Annotated in this window: 20 protein-coding genes; 7 read left to right on the top strand and 13 right to left on the bottom strand. The window is 40.2% G+C overall.

Annotation, left to right across the window (positions count from 1 at the left end; all coding sequences use genetic code 11):
* Nucleotides 1–24: 24 nt before the first annotated feature.
* On the bottom strand, nt 25–1,101 hold the full coding sequence (gene speB, locus HWQ58_RS10190; RefSeq protein ID WP_292861190.1) for an agmatinase SpeB: 1,077 nt from the start codon (nt 1,099–1,101) through the stop codon (nt 25–27).
* A 189-nt stretch (nt 1,102–1,290) separates the two neighbouring features.
* Nucleotides 1,291–1,593, bottom strand: coding sequence for an acylphosphatase (locus HWQ58_RS10185; protein WP_292775585.1), 303 nt, complete (start codon nt 1,591–1,593; stop codon nt 1,291–1,293).
* 240 nt (nt 1,594–1,833) lie between these two features.
* Here HWQ58_RS10185 and HWQ58_RS10180 point away from each other — a divergent pair, with 240 nt between their 5' ends.
* From HWQ58_RS10180 to HWQ58_RS10160, 5 genes are all read left to right on the top strand, one after another.
* Entirely contained in the window at nt 1,834–2,211 is a 378-nt protein-coding gene (locus HWQ58_RS10180; protein ID WP_292861187.1) for a DUF1823 family protein, read from the top strand.
* Nucleotides 2,212–2,566: 355 nt separating this feature from the next.
* Nucleotides 2,567–4,225, top strand: coding sequence for an alpha-amylase family glycosyl hydrolase (locus HWQ58_RS10175; RefSeq protein WP_292861184.1), 1,659 nt, complete (start codon nt 2,567–2,569; stop codon nt 4,223–4,225).
* A gap of 199 nt (nt 4,226–4,424) precedes the next feature.
* Complete coding sequence (locus HWQ58_RS10170) at nt 4,425–5,477, top strand: 3-deoxy-7-phosphoheptulonate synthase (protein WP_292861182.1); 1,053 nt, start codon at nt 4,425–4,427, stop codon at nt 5,475–5,477.
* Nucleotides 5,478–6,064: 587 nt separating this feature from the next.
* Nucleotides 6,065–8,257 carry a transglycosylase SLT domain-containing protein gene (locus tag HWQ58_RS10165; RefSeq protein WP_292861180.1) on the top strand — a complete coding sequence of 731 codons (2,193 nt, stop codon included), beginning with the start codon at nt 6,065–6,067 and terminating at the stop codon, nt 8,255–8,257.
* Between the two features lie 212 nt (nt 8,258–8,469).
* Nucleotides 8,470–9,846, top strand: coding sequence for an MATE family efflux transporter (locus HWQ58_RS10160; RefSeq protein ID WP_292861177.1), 1,377 nt, complete (start codon nt 8,470–8,472; stop codon nt 9,844–9,846).
* 364 nt (nt 9,847–10,210) lie between these two features.
* Here HWQ58_RS10160 and HWQ58_RS10155 read toward each other — a convergent pair whose 3' ends face one another.
* The 6 genes from HWQ58_RS10155 to HWQ58_RS10130 form a co-directional block, all read right to left on the bottom strand.
* Complete coding sequence (locus tag HWQ58_RS10155; protein WP_292861174.1) at nt 10,211–11,392, bottom strand: hypothetical protein; 1,182 nt, start codon at nt 11,390–11,392, stop codon at nt 10,211–10,213.
* A 263-nt stretch (nt 11,393–11,655) separates the two neighbouring features.
* Nucleotides 11,656–11,916 carry a helix-turn-helix transcriptional regulator gene (locus HWQ58_RS10150; protein ID WP_292861171.1) on the bottom strand — a complete coding sequence of 87 codons (261 nt, stop codon included), beginning with the start codon at nt 11,914–11,916 and terminating at the stop codon, nt 11,656–11,658.
* Nucleotides 11,917–12,346: 430 nt separating this feature from the next.
* The gene (locus HWQ58_RS10145; protein ID WP_292861168.1) at nt 12,347–12,811 is read right to left on the bottom strand and encodes a CYTH domain-containing protein; all 465 of its coding nucleotides are present in this window, start codon (nt 12,809–12,811) and stop codon (nt 12,347–12,349) included.
* A 324-nt stretch (nt 12,812–13,135) separates the two neighbouring features.
* Complete coding sequence (locus HWQ58_RS10140) at nt 13,136–13,822, bottom strand: DUF6875 domain-containing protein (protein ID WP_292861165.1); 687 nt, start codon at nt 13,820–13,822, stop codon at nt 13,136–13,138.
* A 979-nt stretch (nt 13,823–14,801) separates the two neighbouring features.
* Nucleotides 14,802–16,460, bottom strand: a complete 1,659-nt coding sequence (locus tag HWQ58_RS10135; RefSeq protein WP_292861162.1) for an alpha/beta hydrolase — start codon at nt 16,458–16,460, stop codon at nt 14,802–14,804.
* A gap of 283 nt (nt 16,461–16,743) precedes the next feature.
* Entirely contained in the window at nt 16,744–16,908 is a 165-nt protein-coding gene (locus HWQ58_RS10130; protein WP_292861159.1) for a hypothetical protein, read from the bottom strand.
* A gap of 52 nt (nt 16,909–16,960) precedes the next feature.
* On the opposite strand from HWQ58_RS10130, the gene HWQ58_RS10125 reads away from it, so the two are divergent.
* Nucleotides 16,961–17,413, top strand: coding sequence for a hypothetical protein (locus HWQ58_RS10125; RefSeq protein WP_292861156.1), 453 nt, complete (start codon nt 16,961–16,963; stop codon nt 17,411–17,413).
* 8 nt (nt 17,414–17,421) lie between these two features.
* Here the strand turns inward: HWQ58_RS10125 and HWQ58_RS10120 are convergent, their stop codons facing one another.
* Nucleotides 17,422–18,477: a M28 family peptidase gene (locus HWQ58_RS10120; RefSeq protein ID WP_292861154.1), complete on the bottom strand. Its 1,056-nt coding sequence runs from the start codon at nt 18,475–18,477 to the stop codon at nt 17,422–17,424.
* Between the two features lie 65 nt (nt 18,478–18,542).
* Here HWQ58_RS10120 and HWQ58_RS10115 point away from each other — a divergent pair, with 65 nt between their 5' ends.
* A complete protein-coding gene (locus HWQ58_RS10115) occupies nt 18,543–18,692 on the top strand; it encodes a hypothetical protein (protein ID WP_292861152.1) in 150 nt (49 codons plus the stop codon).
* A gap of 127 nt (nt 18,693–18,819) precedes the next feature.
* Here HWQ58_RS10115 and HWQ58_RS10110 read toward each other — a convergent pair whose 3' ends face one another.
* The 4 genes from HWQ58_RS10110 to HWQ58_RS10095 all read right to left on the bottom strand — a co-directional run bounded on the left by HWQ58_RS10110 (nt 18,820) and on the right by HWQ58_RS10095 (nt 22,474).
* Entirely contained in the window at nt 18,820–18,981 is a 162-nt protein-coding gene (locus tag HWQ58_RS10110) for a hypothetical protein (RefSeq protein ID WP_292861150.1), read from the bottom strand.
* Nucleotides 18,982–19,444: 463 nt separating this feature from the next.
* Nucleotides 19,445–20,545: an ABC transporter ATP-binding protein gene (locus tag HWQ58_RS10105; RefSeq protein ID WP_292861193.1), complete on the bottom strand. Its 1,101-nt coding sequence runs from the start codon at nt 20,543–20,545 to the stop codon at nt 19,445–19,447.
* A gap of 129 nt (nt 20,546–20,674) precedes the next feature.
* On the bottom strand, nt 20,675–21,559 hold the full coding sequence (locus HWQ58_RS10100; RefSeq protein ID WP_292861148.1) for a carbohydrate ABC transporter permease: 885 nt from the start codon (nt 21,557–21,559) through the stop codon (nt 20,675–20,677).
* Nucleotides 21,560–21,562: 3 nt separating this feature from the next.
* On the bottom strand, nt 21,563–22,474 hold the full coding sequence (locus tag HWQ58_RS10095; RefSeq protein ID WP_292861145.1) for a sugar ABC transporter permease: 912 nt from the start codon (nt 22,472–22,474) through the stop codon (nt 21,563–21,565).
* Nucleotides 22,475–22,610 lie beyond the last annotated feature (136 nt).

Here is a 22,610-nt window from a genome sequence, read left to right as displayed (position 1 = left end):
TCACTGGTGGATTCAATTTGGAGTTTAATCGTAACTAATTACCCGGACATGATATGACTCCTGAATTCTGTTTGATAAATCCATCAAATTTGCCAGCTTGTAAACTACTCGCGCTCCAACATTACCATCCCACTCCGCATCACCAACTTCGCAGATATCAAAGCCAATAATTTTTCTTCCACTATTGACCAATTCCCGGAATAGACAAAAAGTTTGCTCTAATTCCAACCCACCTGGAACAGGAGTACCCGTACTCGGACAGAGTTTTGGATCTAAACCATCTACATCAAAGCTAATATAAACATACTCAGGTAAATGACTGATAATTTCTCGGCATAAATCAATCCAAGTTGTGCCAGAGTAAAGCTTTTGCTTAATAGCGGGATCGTAATAAGCAATAATGCGACTATCAGATTGGTCAATCATTTGCACTTCATCATGACTAATATCACGCAAACCTACCTGCACTAACTTAGAAATTTGCGGTATTTTCATCGCATTAAACATAATCGACGCATGGGAAAACTCAAATCCCTCATAAGCATCGCGTAAATCTGCGTGGGCATCAATGTGCAAAATGCCATAGTTTGGGTATTTAGCTGCTAATGCTTGGAAATAACCTAAAGGCGAACTGTGATCTCCACCTAGAACTGCAACTCGTTTACCATTATTAATTGCTGCTTGACAATTTTCAAACAGCCATTGATTAACCTGTTGACCAGCCTGATTAATTTCTGTGAGGACAGATGTTAAATCAGGTGTATCTGAAAGTTGTTTACCTTGGGCTAATCGCCCGATAATTTTTGCTGCCAAAGCGCGGTAGTATGTGTTCTTCTCTAAAATATCTTGGGGAATTTCTTCCATAAAAATTCCCTGCTTCCAGCCATCAGGGTGATCAAAATCGAACAAATCTAGTTGAGTCGAAGCATCTAGAATTCGCTGTGGGCCATTAGCAGTGCCAGCACCATAGGAAACAGTGACTTCCCACGGCACACCAAAGACAATCAAGTTTGCAGACTCATAATCGCAGGGCAAACCTAAGAGGTTGCCATTTATTTCACCTACGCCGCTGGGATTGTAGTCTTTTAATTGATTACTCATTGAGTATCTTCTGGATTTTCGTGGATAGACAGCACGCCGCCTAGTGGACATCTGCATTGTAATCAAAATTTTTCACAGGCGGTATGCTTCAAGGGAGGAACAGGAAAAACCCACGAGTATACAGGTCACTTCAGCATAGTTTATTGGGTACAGGGGATAGTTTTTCTTTCCTGTGCCCTTGTTAACTCCCTACTCAACCCGCTTAACTTCAAATCCTCGCAACCCTTCCGGTTCCTCATATTCAACCACAACATCTTTAACCACAGCAGCAGGTGGCCCAGAGTGACACCAGCGAACCATGTCATCTACAACCTCTCGCGCCCCTTCAAAAACTGCCTCTACTCGATTATCAGGGAGATTCCGCACCCAACCGGTTAATCCCAATTGCCTAGCTGTATCGACAGTGGAATAGCGATAACCTACTCCTTGGACTCGGCCAGAAATGAATACATGGGCGCGGATAATCTTTGGCAGTGCTGTGGAATTCTGCATAGACTGGTCTAATCTTTACGATTTCCAGTCTACCTAGTTTGTGTATACACAATCTGTTTTTAACTCCAACTAGCGAAATTAATTCCGGTCTTTCTTAATACCTACTAGTTTTTGTGCATTTCTAGCGCTTTTCAAGTAATTGAACTACCCTACTCCCCATCTAAGTCCTAGTCTAAATACCTGAAAACTGCTGTAATTTAATCAGTAGCCAGTTTTTCCACTTGGAATTTTGAATTGTTTATGTCTAACTTGCCACCACTTAATACAGAAACAATTTGGGCAATTCTTGACGATCAACTTGATGATGCCACAGTCAACCAGTTGCTATGGCATTATTTAGGTTATCGCTATGACTCCTCAATTGCACAATGGGACGTTAGCCAAGTTGCATCAGAATGGCATAATGAGTACCCACAACCACCAGATTTCATTGCATCTCGCCCCGCAACTGTCAAGCTGACTCGTTCCATTCCTGTTGAAAATAAACAAATGCTAAAAGAAAAGCTGGGTTTCAAAGGTTACAAAATTGGTGAATTTGGGCCTCGGCAAACTCGCAGGGCGACAGCGGCGAATTGGTTGTTAAGTTATCTACAACAAGCTAATAACAAAACAGATTAATTTTGCAGCAAATATTTGGTAAAAATAGGATATTTTTTACCAAATATATAGTGTGTTTTAATATTATCAAAACTATTGTTTGATTTAATATTTTTTGTATTTATATGCAATAGTTTAAAAAAATTAGTTAGTTTTATAGACAATCTTTACAGGGTAGTAAATCCGTATTTTAGTCAATAACTAAATACTATAAACAGCAAAAACCAAAACAATACAGTTAATTTTTATAAAAAGATTATAAATTCTTCCTGAAGATAGAAGCACTCGCGATCTAATTATTTCTCTAGAGCTATTTTCAAATTCAATTGAGCATCAGAGAATATTTCTATCAACCCTTGATATTACAAACACTTCTATGGCAAAGCCAATTGAATTTAATTTATTTGCACCTTACAACAAAGGAGCCGCATTAATTGGTTCTTTTTCTGATTGGCAAGAAATTCCAATGGAAAGAGGTGATGATGGTTATTTCCGCACAAGTGTTGAACTAGAAGATGGCGTTTATAAATATAAATTCCGTGTTCAGTCAAATTCATGGTTTTTTGAACCAGAACAATGGGTTGATGTTACAGATCCTTATGCAACTGATATAGATGAACAAAGCGGAAACGACGATGGTGTTATCAGAGTCAAAGACGGAAAAAGGATTACAGATACTTATGTTTGGCAACATGATGATAAACCTTTACCTGCTGACCACGAATTAGTAATTTATGAATTGCACGTTGGTGACTTTTCTGGTGGCGAGGACGATCCTTACGCACGAGGTAAGTACAAACACGTCATTGAAAAGTTAGACTATTTGTGTGAACTAGGAATCAACGCTATTGAGTTGATGCCACTTAAAGAATATCCTGGTGATTATAGCTGGGGTTACAATCCCCGCCACTTCTTTGCAACAGAATCAAGTTATGGTTCTACTGCTGAGTTAAAAAATTTGATTGATGAGTGTCATGCTAAAGGTATTCGTGTAATTCTTGACGGTATTTATAACCACTCAGAAGCATCCGCTCCCTTAACACAAATTGACCACGATTATTGGTATCATCACGAACCTCGTGACCCTGATAATAATTGGGGGCCTGAGTTTAATTACGAACATTATGATGAAAAATTAGATATTAAGCCAGCCTGGAAATTTATTGGTGACACAATTCGTTTTTGGATTGGAGAATATCATCTTGATGGTATTCGCTATGATGCAGCGCGGCAAATTGCTAACTACGACTTTATGCACTGGATTGTTCAGGAAGCCAAAAAAACTGCCAGCATGAAGCCTTTTTATAATGTTGCCGAACACATTCCTGAAACTACCAGCATTACCAATGTAGATGGGCCAATGGATGGTTGCTGGCATGATAGTTTTTATCACTGCATTCTAGAACACATTTGCGGTGATACATTTGATTTAGAGCGTTTAAAAGATGTGATTGACTGCAAACGCCAAGGCTTTTTGGGTGCCACTAATGTGGTAAATTATCTTACCAACCACGACCATAATCATCTCATGGTTGAACTGGGGAACCGTGAGATTTTTGACGAAGAAGCCTTTAGGCGGGCTAAATTAGGAGTAGCCATCTTAATGACTGCTGTTGGTGTGCCTTTGATTTGGATGGGAGAAGAATTTGGCGAGTATAAACCTAAACAATCTGAATCAGCCAAAATCGAATGGACACTGTTAGGGAATGATTTAAATCGTAGTTTATTTGAGTCCTACAAAGGCTTAACCAATCTGCGTAAAAGCAATCATGCTCTCTACACAGAAAATATTGATTTTATCCACGAAAATCCTGAAGCAAAAGTATTAGCTTATACTCGTTGGAATGATGAAGGTTCTCGTGTAGTCGTAATTACAAATTTCTCAGAAAACTTCCTAGCTGAGTATCATGTTCCTAACTTTCCTAGTGCTGGTACATGGCACGAGTGGACAGGCAATTATGATGTTGAAGCTGGTGAGGATGGTATCATAATTGACTTGGGGCCATACGAAGCTAAAGTGTTTGTATGGCAGTAAGGATATATACTACTACTCAGTCAAGAGTCTAATAGCAAAAAAAAAGGGGGAACATATTTCCCCTTTTTCAGTTAGTATTTTATTTAGATACAGTCTAATTAGAAATTTGTCAAGCAAAAAATAAGCTATTTTAAAATCTCATAGGTTTGTGTTACACTTTGGAGTTGAAGTGCGTCTACAGAATTGCCAAAGCATCCCCATGCACAACAAATTATTTAATACTGATATCGACAACGCTAACATTGAGAACGATCGCATTTTATTAACTCCCAATGAAGTAAAGTCAAAATTACCTTTGACACAATTAGCAGAACAAAGAGTTTTAGCATATAGACAGGAAATAGAACATATCCTGGATTTTCAGGATCGTAGGAAATTTATAGTAGTTGGCCCATGCTCAATCCACGATCCAAAAGGAGCGCTCGAATATTCTGAGAAATTAAAAATATTGGCCGAGCGAGTCAAGGATAACTTGCTACTAATTATGCGAGTATATTTTGAAAAACCAAGAACAACCGTAGGTTGGAAAGGGTTAATTAACGATCCAGATATGGATGATTCTTTCCATGTTGAGAAAGGTTTATTAATTGCACGAGAGCTACTATTAAAAATTACAGAGTTGGGATTACCTGCTGGCACAGAAGCACTAGATCCAATCATACCTCAATACATCAGTGAACTGATTACATGGTCGGCGATTGGCGCACGCACAACTGAATCACAAACTCACCGCGAAATGGCAAGTGGGCTTTCGATGCCTGTAGGTTTTAAAAACGGTACTGACGGCAATATTCAAGTAGCTTTGAATGCCCTACAATCAGCTGGAAACCCGCATAATTTTCTGGGAATTAATCAAAAGGGACAGGTCAGCGTCTTTAAAACTAAAGGTAATGGCTACGGTCACGTAATTTTAAGGGGTGGTAGTCAACCCAATTTCGATCCAGCAAATGTCAAACAGGTAGAAGAGAAATTAAAACAGGCAAATTTACCACCGAGAATTGTTATCGACTGTAGCCACGGTAATACCAATAAAGATTACAAATTACAAGGTGCTGTCTTAGAAAATATTATTCAGCAAATAGTCGATGGTAATACATCAATTGTTGGCATGATGCTAGAATCGCATTTGTATGAAGGTAGTCAACCAATTACTGGTAAAGAATTAAAATACGGTGTTTCTGTAACTGACAAATGTATTAGCTGGGAAGAAACCGAAAAAATTATTTTGGCTGCTCACGAAAAACTTAAGTAAAAAGTTAGAATTTAGAACTCAGGATGCAATCAATGGGGGATTTAGAGGATTGTCAAGTCTGAAAGTATACTAAAAAACCCACTTTTATTCCTCTCCCCGTTTCAGCTACGGTGTACACACAAATCGAAAAACCTGCTCCACATTAGCTATTAATTTGGTAGGGTATGTTATGGGCTTTAGTCCTAACGCACCGAAAATCTCTGACTATGCGTTACACTGACGCGATAACACGCCCGAGAAAACTCGAAAAAACCCCCAAGTGGTTGTGGCGAGTTCTATCTATCGAGAGAAGATTCTAATATTTGTACTGTTGCGTCATACCGCAGGGTACGTGAGTTCAGTCGTACCAAATCAGTAGAAGTCAAAATCCCTAACTGAAAAGCTGCTTCCTGGCATCTTTTAAGATATACCCAAGATAGATGTAATAGTATCTAATATATGCTAATTACTCAATATTACCAACTAAAGGATTGAAAATTAGTATTTTTCTACATAAAATTAAAAATCTAAAATTAAAAATTGGTAACAGTGATGGTTAGGAGTGTTAAAGTTTCAAGAAATTCACCGAAACTTTTCAGCGGGTATTCATGCTGAAGAAACTACAGAAAAAGCAAATTTCGATAATTGCGGGTGCAGCACTGTTTGCCTTCTTAACTGGGGCAATGGTATCAGCACCCGAAATTGGTAAGTCTCTGGGAAAATGGCTCAAACTGAGTCAGAATCAAGCAGAGCAAAAATCGGACGGTAGTGTTGCTCAATCAGCCGTCTTTGGGCTGATTGAGCAATCGCTGCCAGAACGGGCGGCAAAACTGGCTGCGATCGCGATTCTTGAGCGATCGCCAGATCGGAATCGCGCTCGTTATCTTTTGGCGAGTGATTACATTGAAAGAACCCAAGGGCAAAAAGCTCTGGTTTTACTTCAAGGACTAGAGAAAGACTATCCCATCCTCGCGCCCTACATTTTGCTCAAACAAGCCCAGGCAGAGGATTTGTTGGGCGAGGACGGCAAAGCCTCGGATCTCAGGCAAAAGGTGCTGAAACTCTATCCTAAAGAACCGGCGGCTGTGAAAGCGCTATATCTAATTGCTCAACCAAAGCAAGAAGAAACTGCGATCGCTCAATTTCCTTCTAATCCTCTAACTTGGGAAATTATCCGCAAACGCTTGCAAGAAAATCCCAATCAGCCACAATTACAATTGATTTTGGCTAAGTATGCCTACGATCAACCAGGTATAGTGGGCGTTTTGGATCAGTTAGTAAAACAGCCTAACCTCAAACCCGAAGACTGGGAACTCATTGGTACAGACTATTGGGAAAATAGTCAATTTCCCAAAGCGGCGAATGCTTATGCCAAAGCACCCAAAACATCGCGCAACCTCTACCGTACTGCACGGGGCTTACAGGTGGGAGGCAAAGATAAAGAAAAAGCGATCGCCACCTATCAACAATTAGTGCAGCAATTTCCCAATAGTGAAGAAACTGGGACGGCACTACTGAGATTAGCAGAAACCGCAAAAACACCTAAAGACGGCTTACCGTATCTTGAGCAGGTAATTAGTAAATTTCCCAAACAAGCTGGTACTGCACTGGCACAAAAAGCCAAAATCCAAACTCTCAAGGATCAAAAGTCAGCTAGCGCGACGTGGCAATTACTCATAGGTAAATACGGTAACTCTGACGAAGCAGCAGAATACCGTTGGAAAATCGCCCAAGATAAAGCCCAAGCCAAAGATTACGTCGGTGCTTGGCAATGGGCAGAACCAATTGTCACTAATAACCCCAATAGTATTTTGGCTCCAAGAGCGGGCTTTTGGGTAGGTAAATGGGCAGCTTCACTGGGGAAACAGCAAGAATCTAAAACTGCTTATGAATATGTAATTAGCCAGTTTCCCTACTCTTACTATGCATGGCGAGCCGCGACAATGTTAGGGCTAAATGTCGGTAATTTTGACAACGTGCGCGTCATGAACCCGGAAGTAATTGCATCCCAGCGTCCAGTACCGCCTGCTGGTTCTGAAACTTTCAAAGAATTGTATCTGCTAGGTCAAGACCGCGATGCCTGGTTACAATGGCAAACAGAATTTCAGAACAAAATTCAGCCAACGGTAGCAGAGCAATTTACTGAAGGGTTAATGCGGCAGGCTAGGGGAGACAATCTCATCGGAATTGATAAAATTTCTAAATTGGAAGACCGGGAAATACCAGCCGAACTTGCCCAATATCAGACTCTGAGTAAACAAATCACCTACTGGCAAGCGCGTTATCCATTTCCTTATCTGCGAGAGATTGAAAAGTGGTCTATTGACCGTAAACTTAATCCTTTGCTAGTAACTGCTTTGATGCGTCAAGAGTCACGGTTTGAACCAAAAATTAAATCTGTCGCTGAAGCTACTGGTTTAATGCAACTGTTGCCGAGCACAGCTAAATGGATCGCCCCACAAATCAAGGTGGATTTCAAAACAATCAACTTAGAAAATCCTAACGATAACATGATGCTGGGTACATGGTATTTGGGTCATACCCACGATCAATATAACAATAACTCCTTGCTGGCGATCGCTAGTTACAATGCTGGCCCCGGCAATGTCTCCAAATGGTTGCAAACTCTAACTACAAAAGATCCAGATGAATTTGTTGAAGAAATTCCCTTTGATGAAACTAAAAACTATGTGCGGCAAGTATTTGGCAACTACTGGAATTATCTAAGGCTTTACAACCCGGAAATTTCTGGCATCGTCACAAAGTACTCGACTACACACCCAAAACTACCGAGCCAGTGATTTTGCTATTTTAGGGTAAAAAGAAGGGGAGGGGAAGCAGGGGGAGTAGGGGGAGCAGGGGAAGATTAATAACTCCCTACCAGTACCTAACACTCCTGAATTCTCCTCGTTCTACATATTTGAATGGGGAGCGATCGCGAATAGCTTGAGTTGATTGCACCTGTGGCGTTAATATATCTTAATGTATTCAGTATTGCTTTTTTAGCGCCCCAATGGAGTTAACCTTAAAAGAATTTAAGTCAGAACTGATATTAGAAGTCCAAGCCTGCCTGCAATTAGCAGTTCCCTTGGTAATTACTCAAATATTAGAAGCGGGCATTCCTTTATTGGATGGCGTAATGATGGGCTTGCTTAACAGCCAAGCTTTAGCTGCGGGTGCTTTAGGTGCTGTTACCTTTTCTACTCTAGCTTCCGTTTGTCGTTCTGTTCTTTCAGCTGCGGGTGTGAGTGTCGCCAATGCTTTTGGTGCAGGAAAGATAGACCAAGTGAGCCGTGCTACCGGTCAAGGAATTTGGTTAGCTGTGACGATGTGCTTACCTGTGATGTTTATCATTTGGCACTTTGACTATATCCTGCTGCTAACTGGTCAAGAAGAAAGCAATGTGTTATTAGCTCAAATATATTTGCGGTCTATTGTTTGGGGTTTTCCGGCTGCACTCGGTTTTTGTATCTTAAAAGAAGTTAGCTCTGCCCTAAATCGCCCCCAATACTTAACAGTAATTACGGTAGCTGGACTATTATTAAATGCGGTTGCTAATTACGTGCTAATGTTCGGTAAATTTGGTTTACCAGCCCTTGGTTTAGCCGGTATCGGTTGGGGAAGCACACTTATTTTTTGGCTAAATTTTATCGCTGCCGCCAGTTGGATTTGCTTTGATAACTACTTTAAAGACTATCAGCTTGATTGTGCTTTGTATCAGTTCGATAAAGATATGTTTATAGATATCTTCCAAACTGGGTGGTTTTTGGGGTTGCAGTATGGAGCAGAAATTGGAGTATTCACTACCACTGCTTTACTGATGGGGTGGTTTGGAACAGAAACATTAGCAGCACATGAAATTACCGTCGAGACAGAAAGTTTTGTCGAAACAGTGTCTATAGGTATTTCCTATGCCGTCACAATGAGAGTAGGACAGTTGAAGGGACAAAACGATTTCAAGGGTGCAAGCAGAGCGGGATTAGTCTGCATTGGGCTTGTTACTCCTTTTGTGAGTATTGTGGCACTAATTTTTTGGCTGTTTCCCAACTATATTGTGGCAATGTATTTGGACACCAGTAATCTAGATAATATCGAGATAGTTAAAACCGCAACTTCTTTCCTCGCTGTGGGGGCAATAGTCCAAATATTTTATTCTATTCAGACTATTGCTGCTGGTGCTTTAATCGGGTTGAAAGACACCAAAGTGCCAGTGTTAATTACTATGTTCGCTTACTGGGGAGTAGGTCTAGGTGGGGGGTATCTGATGGCATTCACTTTCGGCTGGAGTGCTATAGGTTTATGGTTGGGTTTAGTACTAGGGCTACTTATGGGTGCAGTGCTTTTAACTGGGCGTTTTTATCTTTTGACTTCTGAGATTGAGTCTGCTTGACTGGAGACTTAAACCCTTACTCTCAGCGCCTAATTTACTGCTGTAGGTATCGCAGTAGTTCTTGCGTAGGGCAAGAACCAGGCTACTATTCTTGGGTCGAAAACTTAGGGATAACTAATGACACAATCTCATCCTTCAAATTGATTGCATCTTAGAGTGCTTGGTTCTGGGAAAATTGAAGCAGTACTCTGTAATGCAAAACTCGCAGCCATCGATTGTGGTAATTCACGCTCGTATCGTCACCCTAATGCTAGAGAAGCTGCAAAAAAGGCAAAGTAGCGTTTCGGAAGTGCCGACTTAACTTTTATAGTTTTTTTGCAAAAAAGAATTGAGCAATGAGATTGTAGACAATCTCGTTGCTCAATTAAAACTTAACGAAATAAGTATTTGTTGGTAATTTTTGGGCAGTTCCTAAATTTGTAGCCAAGTCATTGATTTTATTATCTGTTTTGATTACTGCAAACTTATCAGTAAATAGCAATACTTCACCATTTCCCGGTGTTACCCAAGCGTGGCGAGTCATTAGGTTTTTGGAGACAACTAAAAGAGATGCATCTCCCCGGTAAGCCGAGATGGGTTTACCCATGAAGGTTTGATTATCTCTATTGGCGATGGCATAAGCAGCAGAGGAACCCACAAAAATTTTACCGCCATCTGAGTAAATAGTTTTAGGGAAATTGCTACTGCCGTCTCCCATCCCCGCAGTTGTAGGCCTTCTTGGAATACTTAGCTGGCCACGCTCGACAGTAAAATTAGTCAGATTAACAGTTCCTATATATACCTTTGTTTCATCACGGGTTTGTGCAGCATTAGTATAGTTGTCTGTGGTGATCAAAGTCTTTGTTAATAAGTCTTTGCCATTCCACCTGTAGATTGAGTTACCCCCATAAACTGAACCGAGGACATAAAGCTTGTCTTCAAAAATATGTAATCGGTTAAGTCTTGTGTCTGCCATGTCGTGAGCAAGATCGGCAGAATTGTAGCCCCAAAGCTTGCCTTGGTTATTTCCTGCTAAATTTGCCAAAGCAAATATTTTTGCTCCGTCGAAAACCATCCGGTAAAGAAAAGCTATCTGGACGGGAATACCTAACCTCTTTTGTTGCTGATAGCCACTAGTGTAGAGATACCCGTTTTTATACTCAAAATCCATTACCTCAGTTACGCCATAACTCTGTTTGGCTTTAAAGTTGAGGTTTTTGTCATAAATTGATAGAGTATTTGCAGACTGGTAAATAATCCAATTTTGCAGAAATTTCACCCGTGTTTTTGAATTAGCTGTGTTGCTAACTATTTTTTGCCTAGTTCCGTCAGTTTTTATTTTTACTAGTCCTGTTGGAACCGCTAAGACATAAGTTTTGCCGTCAATTGCTACAATGTCACGAGCATCGTAATTAGAGTTTGGAATTAGTTTTTTTGTCCCATTACCTTCTACTTCCCATACACCTTCAGTATTGATGACCGCAACTTTGCCGCCGTTAGTGCAAGCTGCTATTGGCGAAGAAATATTAAGGTATGTAGCTAAAGCGGGAGTAGAATAATCAAACATTGTACAGTTCAGATAAGGTTGACTGAAAAATATTGGCGCTCAATTAAGAAAAGAAGTTTTAGGGATTTTTGCGCGTTTTTAACCTAAACTCGTCTTCAAAAGTGAAGAAAATATCGGCTACGGTAAACTCAAACTCAAAGGTTGAGTAATCCGCAAAATATGCATATCTGCAAACATCGGTAAAATTAGAATTGAATTGTTTGTGGTTATGTCGTAGCGATAACCTGTTAATTGGGGGAAAGTAACTTCAATTAATTTGCCTCTCAGCCTACTTTTTTATTCGACAAATACTTCACCAACACTTTCTGCCCCAGCTCACCCATCTCCTTTAGCATCCCCTGAATCTTTTGCATAGCTAGAGATTCAGGCTTGGTATGTCCTTTCTCGCAACGGTTTACCGTCGAATAAGTTATACCTAAAGATGCTGCAAACTGTTCTTGAGTAAGACTAGTTCTGCCACGGAGTTCACCGATGAGCTGTCCAACTTCCGGTTGCTTGATTAGCAAAGGTTTCTTAATGGTCATTTAGCTCAGAACGCACCTGTTAATCTGGTGAGTGATATGTATTCCGCTACATCCTATTGGGGCTAATGCTGAATTGATAGGCGAAAATATACTAGATTTTTTATACTTTTTTCAAATTAATAAGTAAGTAATTACACGCCCGTGGATAAAATATTTCCTAATGCAATATGCTTGGGTTAAGAACAATAGTAGGTTGGGTTGAACCCAACAAAGCCTTGATAATGTTGGGTTTCGTTCCTCAAACGCCACTTGCTTCTCCCTTTGGGAGAAGGGGAGACGCTCTTGCTAGCTTGCTTCTCCGTAGGAGTACAAGTCGGGAAATCTCAAAGGCGCAGTAGCTCCCCAACCTACGCCAGTTTTAGTTTTTAAGCTGCAAATTCTGTGAGTTAGGTATTTTCGCAAAATTGGGATGTTCCCAATTTTTCAGCTATTACCATTGTGAAAAAGGGTATTTTACTAAATTGCTGTTGAAATATCTGGAGTCATCAGAAACTTCTTGTCCAATCCAGGTTGGTAATTCAATTTGCTGATTTTCATCACTGAGTTCAACTTCTGCTAATATCAGTCCTTTATTAACACCATCAAACTCATCTATTTCCCAAATCAAACCACCCGACTCTATTTTATATCTAGTTTTTTCTATAAAGGGACGTTCACATAATGTCTCAAGTATTTCTTGAGCATCTTTAACAGGAATAGGATACTCAAACTCTAATCTCGAATATTTAATATTGGGGCCTTTAATGGTCAAATAACTTTTTTCCCCTACTAGACGTATACGTACAGTCGCTTTGTCTTGTGTAGCAATGTATCCTTGACGATATACACTACCTTTAGCTAATCTTCTCCAGCTATCTCCTCTCACTAAATATTTCCGCTCTATTTCTTTCGCCATTTTATTTACCAAATTATTTGCTTTTTTATATCACAAATAATTTAGCAATTCTAAATCTCTTCACAAAAACGTGTGTGCAATTATTGCAAATCAGAGTGAAGTTGTTGAAATATTGATCTTGATTAATTGATAATTAGCGATCGCTTCTACTATAGTACGATAATTTACATACTGACGACGATTTGATGCTATCTGCACTAAGAGATTGCAACTAGCAGTAAATTCGTCATTTTTATCCCACTTATTTCAAGGTGCAGTGAATTGGAAAAACTTTTAATCCTCCATACCTTATGCTCAATTACTAACCCTGAATTAAAACATTTGTTATATGCAAGAACTCACCAAATTTTCTTGTTTAACTTGTTCTTTTGCTAAAGCTAATGCTTGATGAGCATTTTTAAACTTTGTTGCATCTGTAAATTTACGATCAAAATGCTTTAAGTAAGCTTCCAAATACCGAATACGTAAGTGGGGATCGGTAGGATTCTGAAGAAAGGGAAGGTCAGCTTCAACCATGAACCGGATAGCTAACAAGGGGATAGGACTACGAAGTGGACGAAATTTTAGATTGTGTAAACCAGGACTTTCATTACGTTTATGAAATTCTCCTATCATTAATCCTGACTCAACAAACAAAGGTTTAAGTTTTTGCTGAACACTATCTATTACGTTAGGAGCATCTTCTATATCGATGTCAGGAAAAATAAGTAAAAAAGCTTTATTAATTGCTAATTCCTGCTCTTTAACATCTCTTTTCAGAAATATATCTCGATAGTGTCCAACAATCTCTTCTAATTGTTCTGGATACAAATCTTTTGTGTGAATAACTGCTAGACGAATACTGTTGGATTTGAGAGAGTAAGGTACAAACGGGCAAACTGCGCCAGGTCTACCTAAGTCAGGATGAGGCCTTCCTAAAAATTTTTTCACCCACTCCATAATTTCAATTAAGGCAGAAAGGTCTTCGTGTTGCTGGAGTTGTTCGATTTCACGAGTTGTATAGAGTTGCATAAGCTTGAGTGAAATGGAATAATTGTTTAATTCTGAATCCCAAATTAGTTTGACAATACGTATGTAGGTAAAACTAATTGTTTAAGTAAACAAAACAAGCCTTTTGTTGGTTACTTTTGGTTAATCTGTAACTTGGAGAAGATAACAATGTTTTACCATTTTGTTTTGTGAACTTACAGTAATTTACGTTAATACAACATATACAAACATATTTTGCATCAAATAATTTGTTTTCATTTGTGTTGAAATTAGTTTGTGATATTTTAGCTACAGGACTAATATTGGAATGTTGAAACACGTGTAGCGTGTGCTACACCTGTTAACACACCTTACAATTACTTGAGAGATTTTTTCAAAAGCAATTTACGATTCCTATAGGATACGTATGTATTATCATTATTCGGCATGTGCTCCTAGTTGTTTACACTCTTAAGCTTCTGCTATTTTTATGAATACATTATAAATTTTATGTCTAAATAGTTATTTATACTGTAAAAATTTGATGTAGATTTAACAGCAACTTTAGGGCTACTATCAAGGTAATATACTTTTAGCAAATAAAAAATTTACATAGAGTTTGGTATAAGGCAATTTTATAAGCTAGATATTACTTACAACGGATTATAAATTAATAAAGTATATTCTCCCGATTGCAGCGAATATCGGTAGTTTAAAATTTATTTTTTATAAAAATAAAAATCGTAGGGGGAGGCAAAATGAGCAGCGACTTCTACCATTCCCCACACCCCTATTTTAAGTAAGCTACTCACAAAATTAAATATTTCAGTACTTACGTACTATACTAATTAACCATAATATGCATTCAGCAAAATTTCTATTTCAGGTGTTGATTGCAACCTTGATTTTATTGCATATTTATATTTACTGTTCTGGGTATTAGACATGGCTCAAAAGCCCAAAATTAGTATAGTCAATATGTATGATACGTAAGTATTATATTTGTTTAATTGGAAGTCCTTTATTTCTCAACAAATTCCTTCACCACTGCCATAGCATCAGGAGGAATTTGCGTAATTAGGCGAAATGGAAATGCGGCAGTTGAAGCGAACTGAGCATAATCTGGTGTTAGAAAGATAGCATAGTTTTTAGCTTCTGGAGTCATCTGTGCAGCAAAGGCCAAAGCTATAGCTTTAACGTATTTGCGAACATCTGCTGCTTGTTCACCGACAACTTCACCGCCACTAATCGGTGTATTTGGTTGTCCGATCTGATCTAATGTGGTGCTGGGGTCTTTTACACTAAGATGAGTACCCCCAATTATACCAACTAGCGATTTTGGGGATGGGATTTTTTCAAATCCTACAATCTGTTCAGTTAAAGCTGGGGTAGTTTTATCGGCGGAACCTGCTAATACTATGGTAGGAACTTGTATTTTTGTTAACCCAGTTTCGCCAAAAATTAGAGAAGTTGTCGGATTGAGAGCGATCGCCTGTTTGATTCTGGTATCTCGTAGTTGATAACTATTTTCTGGTAGTTCTTCAGCGATGCACTGAATATTTTCTCCCAAACTCAAGATAGTCAAGTTCTTTTTGCAACGTTGTTTAAGATGTTCTAGTTGTAACTCCGCTCCAGCGAGTGTTAAAGCTGTAGCACCACCAAAAGAATAGCCAATAACCATTGCGTTCGTGGTTGCAAGTTTCCCTTGTAGAGGATTATTAGGTGTTTGTTTAAGTTTTTCTAATTCATCCAGAACAAAACTAATATCTTGAGGGCGATTTAAAAACTCTTGAGGCTTCATAACTCTGGTTTTGCCTTGTAATGCTAAATCAGTATTTGCCGCATTACTACCGGGATGTTCTAAAGCTGCTACTACATAACCGTGGGATGCTAAATGTTCTGCTAAGTAACGCAAGTCCGTGCGGACTGACGCGAAGCCGTGAGAAAAGACAATTATCGGCTTGTCGGGAGTTGCAGCAGTTGACCAGTAAATATCAACTGGGATTTTGCGGTCGCGCTTTTGATCGTTCAGGCTTAAGTTAAGTATTTTTACTTGGTCGCTTCCTGGTTGGCTGGGATCAAAAGGAAAAGCAATTTCGGGTGTTCCCGGCTTTGCTGTTATGGGGTTGAGTTGGGGAGCGATCGCTAACATAAATTGCTGAGTGCGCCAAAAAGCTGTATTTAAATTTCCTGCAACAACCCAAGCCTTTGGCAAATCAATTTCTAAGCGTTTACTGGGATAAGCAGCAATAAAACTCAGTATAGAAAGACCTTGCGGTGCAGTAGAACCTAATACCAATCCTGCTCTCAGTGCTTGTACTCCAGCTTTATCCTTTCGGGCTAAGGCTGTAGCAAAATCATTGAGAATAGTTGTACCAATCTGGGTATTAATTAACCTATCAAGTGTGACAACATTCATCGGTATATTCATACCCAGCGCCCCCAAGAAGAAGCGGCGTTGTTCTTGGGATAATCCTTTAGTGTAAGACTGTAAACTCCCAGGCAATTTCCCAGTTTTTACAGCCTTTTGCAACTCAGCAAGGGAGATGGATTCTGTAAATAAACCCAAACGCACAACAACTGTATCAGCAGCAATGGCCGAAGTATTTGCCCCGAACTGTGTAAGTGCGATGGCGCTAAATAAACCCGTAACTGTCTTAAGACTTCTCCAATTTCCCATAAACTTTTATACCAATTGTTACTTACGGGAATATAACGGATATTTGTGTATTTGACTACCCAAATAATTGCTTAGAAATAAAAGTAAATTTTTTCTTAACTTGCTGGCGATGTCTACGACGGGCTACGCCTATGCTTTAATCTCCTCAAAACATCTGCTGATGTAAACAGAGCCATATTACAAGCATAACAAAAGTAACGAATTGTAGAATTCCTCACAGCTAAAAATTTGAGCATAAATCAGTGTTAACAGCCACAAAAGCTTAATGGTTTCTCAGCTAGGTTTAGTACTGTAACGGAGCTACTAGAACAGGGTAAGCGATCGCATCTACAATCTGCAATTTTTTTTTGACAACAAAATTTAACCGACTGCTTAATGTTTTGTCTTTACCCTTTAAAACGTTTTGCAGAGGTGTTGCAGGTGAATAGTTTGACTGCTCTAGCTGCACGATCGTTACTCATCAAATTTTACCAGCCGCATCAACAACTTTTCTTGGCTTTATGCGTCGCAGACTCCCATATATTTTAATTTTGCTACTCTCTCTGAGTATTGTTACACTGTGGTGGCCTGTGAATGATTCTGATTGCAATTTTGAGGCTTTTATCGCATCAAAAACTACAAAATTCCAAGTACATGCTACTAAGGTTAGTGTTCAGCCGTGGCGTGGCCGTCATCATGTATATGGAATCTTTATGATTCCTGATGAATACAAACAAGCTCCATTTTTTGTGTTAACAGTCCAAGGTGCTGGCAGTTACTGTTCAAAACAATTTGGTCATAAACAAAATTTTGATGATATCTTTGCTGAACCAGGAACTTATCTGGTAAAGAAGGCTATTAGAACTCGAAAAACTCTCCGGCTCATTCTCCAAGGTTTGTATTCTCAGGTCAATAATAAAAATAATTGGACGTTGACTTTCCCTGAACCAAAAGCTAGTCAAGATAATTCATAATTCATAAGTTAGCTTGGTGCTTGAGTTTCCAAAACCTGGTTTTTCTCTAACAAGGCACTAGTAGCATTAACTACAATTTGTGCTGCTCCTGTGAAGAACGATCGCTCGATAGTCGCTGGCACATCGCTAGGTTTATGATAGTGCGGAGTGCGTAAATTTGCGGTATCTGTCACCAGCACAGCGCCTACGCCCTGGTACCAAAATGGTGCATGGTCGCTGCGTAGGGTGTCTGGTGTCAATAAACCTTTAAAAGGAATTGGTAGTGTTAGGACTGCTGGCAGATTTGCTTTTTGTTTATTCAGAGCAATTGAGGGGATGTTGTGTGAATTTTGAAAGGCATTTAACAAAGGTAAATGTTCTGTATCACCGACTACTGCCAAAAAGTCGCCCTTGTCGCTAGGTGGTGTAACAGGCAATCCGGCAGGGTATTTCTGACAGCCAATAGTGTAACAAGCGTAACCTACCATATCCATAACGATCGCTCCGCCTAAATTTTGCAAGCGTGCTGTCTTACTCACAAAAGCCTGACTACCCAAAAGTCCTGCTTCCTCTTGGTCAAAAAAAGCTAGCTGTAAAGTCCGTGGCGTAGGACGAGAACCGAGCAATCGGGCTACTTCCAGCACTACAGCTACACCACTGGCGTTATCATCGGCACCAGGGGAAGAGGCAACAGTGTCGTAATGCGCTGCTACAAGAATTGCTTTAGCTGCTTTGTTAGTTCCTGGGCGTTCGGCAAAAATATTTACACCGTCAGAGAACTTTTCTAATTTAGGTTTCCAGCCGACTTTTTTCAGTTCCGTTGTAATATAAGTGCGAGTAAGCGATCGCTCTTTTGTGGTGTAGCGCTGAAAATTCAACTTTTGGATATGGTTTAGCAGCTTGTCAGGAGACACTTGCGGGTTAATGTCAACTTCCTTTGACTCTGGCTGTGGTTCGGGTGTTTTCAGTGGAATGCGCTCAACAATTGTCGGTGAGGGACGCTGTTCAAAAAACGTACTACCTCTGCTACCCAACACGGCAACTGTCATCAGCACCAACAGCATCAGCCAAATCCATTTTTTCATCTGATTTATCCTTGGCTTCCTGACTTAGGGTAGCGCAAATCAACCTTGGGGAGGACAAGAGGGTTATGTCAGAAGTATTCAGGCAACAGGTGTTAGTGTTTGCCTTGTTCAAGACGGATCAATTCATGAGTTCCCTACGATCGCTCTTTATGAAAATAAACCCGTTACTAAGTAATGCTAAACTTGGTAACGGGTTTGCTAAACCTGGTAATTAGGTTATTTTTAAGCTAATAAAGCTAAAGCTTGCTTGATTTTTTCTTTAATTGCATCGCCATCAGCTTTAATTAATAATTTGGCAGAACAGATACTGAAGAACTAAATATTTTATCCTCCAGCAAGTTTCTAGATTTCTGCTTGTTTTAATACATCTTCTAGCACATGTAATAGAGATTTTCCTATCTCTGTTGTAGGATCTAACCCTCCCACCACTGCAACTAAACTCTCATCGTCCAGTTCTTCTATTAATGTTGGAGTTTGTAAATCTGTAATTTTAATATTAGCCATGAGTTTGTCTCTATGTATGATATTTACCATAAGTATATTAACATCAGGATTTTATTCTTTCTTGATAGTAATTAATTATCCTACTTTTCCCACCTTTCCTACTTTTTTGTTTGTGTTCTGCCCGTTACCTCTCCTTTCAACTTCATTTTGGTAAGACAGTTGATTATGGCTTAAGAGTTGGCATTCAAAATGGTAAACCTTAGTTTTACATTCACTCGAATTTAATAAAACCTATATCTGATAAGAGTTTCAACTTTTGTAGACAATTTTTCATCTCCCTTTTTATTTGAAATTTATAGTTCTAATGAACTACTAAGTGGCGATATCTACGACGTGCTGCGCCGACGCTATTCTGGGAAAGGCTAAAACACCAATTCTGTCGTCAATAATTTAAAAAGTCAGATCGAAATAAGCGAACAGACAGTGATTATTGTAGAAACGGCGATTCATCGCGTCTCTTGCCTTAGCTTCTGACACCTAACATTTGTCTTTTAACAAGAGCATGACCAGATTGCACATCAAACCAGTGAATATCCTCAGGGGGCAATGCTAATGTAATATTCTCGTTACTCCAATTTTGGTCTATTGGTAACAAAGCACGTACTGTAATTGCTTCGGTTTGTGAACCCTCAATCCTGACACTGACCAAATAGTGCATACCCAAATTTTCCACTAAAAACACTCGTCCTTGGATAGTCTGAGTATCACCTGGTTGAGCAATGCGGACATTTTCTGGGCGGATTCCCAGAACAATCTGCGGTGGTACAGTTGGTATATCAGGGAGAAGCACTTGAAAGTTACCCAGGATAGCGTATTTTCCCTTACAAGGTAAAGTCAGCAAATTCATTTGCGGACTACCAACAAATCCAGCCACAAATAGATTTGCTGGATGGTTATAGATGCGGTCAGGCGGATCGAGTTGCTGGACATAGCCATCATTGAGTAATGCAACCTTCGTGGAGAGCGTCATCGCTTCTGTTTGGTCGTGGGTGACGTAGATAACTGGCACTTTTTGGGCTGCAAAAATTTGCTTGATATCGGCTCGGACTCTTTCCCGCAGCAGTGCATCCAGGTTACTTAAAGGTTCATCCAGCAGGTAGACATCGGCATTACGCACCAAAGCACGACCGACAGCAACCCGTTGCCGTTGACCTCCAGACATTTGCCCAGGCTTGCGGTTCATTAACTCTGCTAATCCTAAAACTTCTGCCACTTCTGCCACTCGCTGTTTAATTTCTGTAGGTGGTACTTTTTTCAGCTTCAGTCCAGAAGCGAGGTTTTCGTACACCGTCATGTGGGGATAGAGTGCATAGCTTTGAAATACCATTGCAATATTGCGATCGGCTGCTCGTTTATAGGTAACATCTACCTCGCCGATCTTGATTTGACCATCAGTAGGTTCTTCAAGACCTGCAATCATGCGTAGGACAGTGGATTTGCCACAGCCAGAAGGGCCAAGTAAAGTCAGAAACTCATGGTTATCTACAGTTAAGCTAACGTCTTTGACAGGGACGACTTTAGGATTGTAGGTTTTATTCAAGTTTTTAAGTTCGAGTTTAGCCATTTTTCTTTTGTCATTTGTCATTGGTCATTGGTCATTTGTCAGAAATTACTATTCTCCCCTTTGCTTCCCCTGCTCCTCTGCTCCTCTGCTCCTCTGCTCCTCTGCCTCCCCTGCTTCCCCTGCTTCCCCTTATCCCTTGACTGCACCAGCGGTAAGACCTTGGACAATCCGGCGTTGGAAAAACAAAACTAGTAAAATCAGGGGTAATGTCCCGATGACAGTAGCAGCAGCGATCGGGCCATAGGGAATTTCATATATTGTCGCACCACCCAACTGAGCAGCAGCAACGGGAATCGTCTTCAACTCTTCACGCGTCATAAACGTGAGAGCGAAAATAAACTCGTTCCAAGCAAAAATAAAGGTGAGGATTCCAGTAGTCACTAAAGCGGGAAGGGTCATGGGTAGCACGATTTGCCATAGTAGTTGAAAGGTGTTGTAACCATCGACCCTAGCAGAATCTTCCAAGTCTTTTGGTAACTGTTGGAAAAAGCTTTTAAGTACTAAAATTGTTAGCGGCAAATTGATGGCAGTATAGGGTATGATCAGCGCCAGATAATTATTGCCCAATTTCAGCGCTTGGATAATTTCTAATAATCCTAAGAACAACAGAATTCCAGGAAATAAGGTAACGATTAAAATGCTGGCGAGGATAACTTTTTCACCCCAAGGGCGTAACCGTGCCAGAGCATAAGCCGCAGGTGCGCCGATCGCTAAAGCTACAGCGGTAGAAGTAATTGACACAAAGGCGCTGTTGAAGATGTAGCGCCAAAATGGACGACGAGTAAATAACTCAATGTAGTGATTGAAAGTGAATCGTGTGGGGAAATAGACAGTCGGAACGGCGGCAATATCGTCATTTACTTTAAACGAGGTCAGCAATTGCCATAAAGCTGGCGCGAGGCTAAATAGCAGTATTAATACAACTATGATGAACAGCAAGATTTTTTTCAGAGAAAACTTGGTTTCCCCTGTTCGTTTTGGAGTCGTTGGAACTGTTTGTGGAGTTACACTCATGGCTTAAATGGCTCCTGATGTTTTGGCACGGTATTTGTTAAGTAAGAAACTAGCGATCGCCACCGCCGCAATCAATATTAAAAATGTCACTACTACAAGGGCTGCTCCATAACCAAAATCTAAGTGGCGCATCACCGTGGAGTAAATGTACAATGACACCACTTCCGTAGCGCCACCAGGGCCACCCCCAGTCATCACAGCAATCAAGTCGAAAATCCCAAAAGCTTGAGCAAACCGAAATAGCACTGCAATTAAGATTTGCGGTAGCAGTAATGGCAGGGTAATATTGCGGAAACTTTGCCAAGCAGTTGCTCCATCGACTGAGTAAGCTTCATAGAGGTCTTTTGATATCGACTGCAACCCAGCTAGCAACAGGATACTAATAAACGGCGTAGTTTTCCAAACATCAGCAAAAACCACTGCGATCATCGCCAGCGTTGGATCTCCTAACCAATTAATCCCAGTCTTAATCAGCCCCAACCGCCGCAGAATATCATTCACAACCCCAAACTGGTCGTTAAAAATCCAAGACCACGCCAGACCAATCAAAGCAGTAGGCAAAGCCCAAGGGATAATTGCAGTTGTACGCACTATGCCCCGCCCAAAAAACGCCTGGTTGAGAACTAAGGCAATCCCCAGTCCTAGCAGTAGTTCTGAGATTACTGATGCTGTTGTGAACACCGTTGTCGCCCACAAACTCTGCCAAAAACGACCATCCCCCGCCATCCGCACATAATTCTCCAAACCAGAGAATACAGGTTGTAGCTCTGTTGCCAAATTTTTAGTAAATACGCTTAACCAAAATGCTCGTAAAATTGGGTAGGCAAATACAAACAACAACAGCAGCAATGCGGGTGTTAGTAAAATCCAGGCTGTCTGTTGTTCTCGATTTCTGAGTGTATGTAAATTAGTCATTTGTTATAAGGGATTGGGGATTGGGGATTGGGGATTGGGGATTGGGGATTTTGAACTCCGTTAATGAGCCTTTGAACTCCGTTAATGAGTCTTTGAACTCCATTAATGAGTCTTTGAACTCCGTTAATGAGTCTTT

Source organism: Nostoc sp. LPT, from assembly GCF_017115165.1.
Lineage (GTDB): Bacteria > Cyanobacteriota > Cyanobacteriia > Cyanobacteriales > Nostocaceae > Nostoc.
This window is presented reverse-complemented; position numbering and strand designations above follow the sequence as displayed.

What these genes read in the sequence shown, in the direction of transcription:
- speB (WP_292861190.1), bottom strand. Translation starts at nt 1,101, where the DNA reads ATGAGTAATCAATTAAAAGACTACAATCCCAGCGGCGTAGGTGAAATA.
- HWQ58_RS10185 (WP_292775585.1), bottom strand. Translation starts at nt 1,593, where the DNA reads ATGCAGAATTCCACAGCACTGCCAAAGATTATCCGCGCCCATGTATTC.
- HWQ58_RS10180 (WP_292861187.1), top strand. Translation starts at nt 1,834, where the DNA reads ATGTCTAACTTGCCACCACTTAATACAGAAACAATTTGGGCAATTCTT.
- HWQ58_RS10175 (WP_292861184.1), top strand. Translation starts at nt 2,567, where the DNA reads ATGGCAAAGCCAATTGAATTTAATTTATTTGCACCTTACAACAAAGGA.
- HWQ58_RS10170 (WP_292861182.1), top strand. Translation starts at nt 4,425, where the DNA reads ATGCACAACAAATTATTTAATACTGATATCGACAACGCTAACATTGAG.
- HWQ58_RS10165 (WP_292861180.1), top strand. Translation starts at nt 6,065, where the DNA reads ATGCTGAAGAAACTACAGAAAAAGCAAATTTCGATAATTGCGGGTGCA.
- HWQ58_RS10160 (WP_292861177.1), top strand. Translation starts at nt 8,470, where the DNA reads ATGGAGTTAACCTTAAAAGAATTTAAGTCAGAACTGATATTAGAAGTC.
- HWQ58_RS10155 (WP_292861174.1), bottom strand. Translation starts at nt 11,392, where the DNA reads ATGTTTGATTATTCTACTCCCGCTTTAGCTACATACCTTAATATTTCT.
- HWQ58_RS10150 (WP_292861171.1), bottom strand. Translation starts at nt 11,916, where the DNA reads ATGACCATTAAGAAACCTTTGCTAATCAAGCAACCGGAAGTTGGACAG.
- HWQ58_RS10145 (WP_292861168.1), bottom strand. Translation starts at nt 12,811, where the DNA reads ATGGCGAAAGAAATAGAGCGGAAATATTTAGTGAGAGGAGATAGCTGG.
- HWQ58_RS10140 (WP_292861165.1), bottom strand. Translation starts at nt 13,822, where the DNA reads ATGCAACTCTATACAACTCGTGAAATCGAACAACTCCAGCAACACGAA.
- HWQ58_RS10135 (WP_292861162.1), bottom strand. Translation starts at nt 16,460, where the DNA reads ATGGGAAATTGGAGAAGTCTTAAGACAGTTACGGGTTTATTTAGCGCC.
- HWQ58_RS10125 (WP_292861156.1), top strand. Translation starts at nt 16,961, where the DNA reads ATGCGTCGCAGACTCCCATATATTTTAATTTTGCTACTCTCTCTGAGT.
- HWQ58_RS10120 (WP_292861154.1), bottom strand. Translation starts at nt 18,477, where the DNA reads ATGAAAAAATGGATTTGGCTGATGCTGTTGGTGCTGATGACAGTTGCC.
- HWQ58_RS10115 (WP_292861152.1), top strand. Translation starts at nt 18,543, where the DNA reads ATGTCAGAAGTATTCAGGCAACAGGTGTTAGTGTTTGCCTTGTTCAAG.
- HWQ58_RS10110 (WP_292861150.1), bottom strand. Translation starts at nt 18,981, where the DNA reads ATGGCTAATATTAAAATTACAGATTTACAAACTCCAACATTAATAGAA.
- HWQ58_RS10105 (WP_292861193.1), bottom strand. Translation starts at nt 20,545, where the DNA reads ATGGCTAAACTCGAACTTAAAAACTTGAATAAAACCTACAATCCTAAA.
- HWQ58_RS10100 (WP_292861148.1), bottom strand. Translation starts at nt 21,559, where the DNA reads ATGAGTGTAACTCCACAAACAGTTCCAACGACTCCAAAACGAACAGGG.
- HWQ58_RS10095 (WP_292861145.1), bottom strand. Translation starts at nt 22,474, where the DNA reads ATGACTAATTTACATACACTCAGAAATCGAGAACAACAGACAGCCTGG.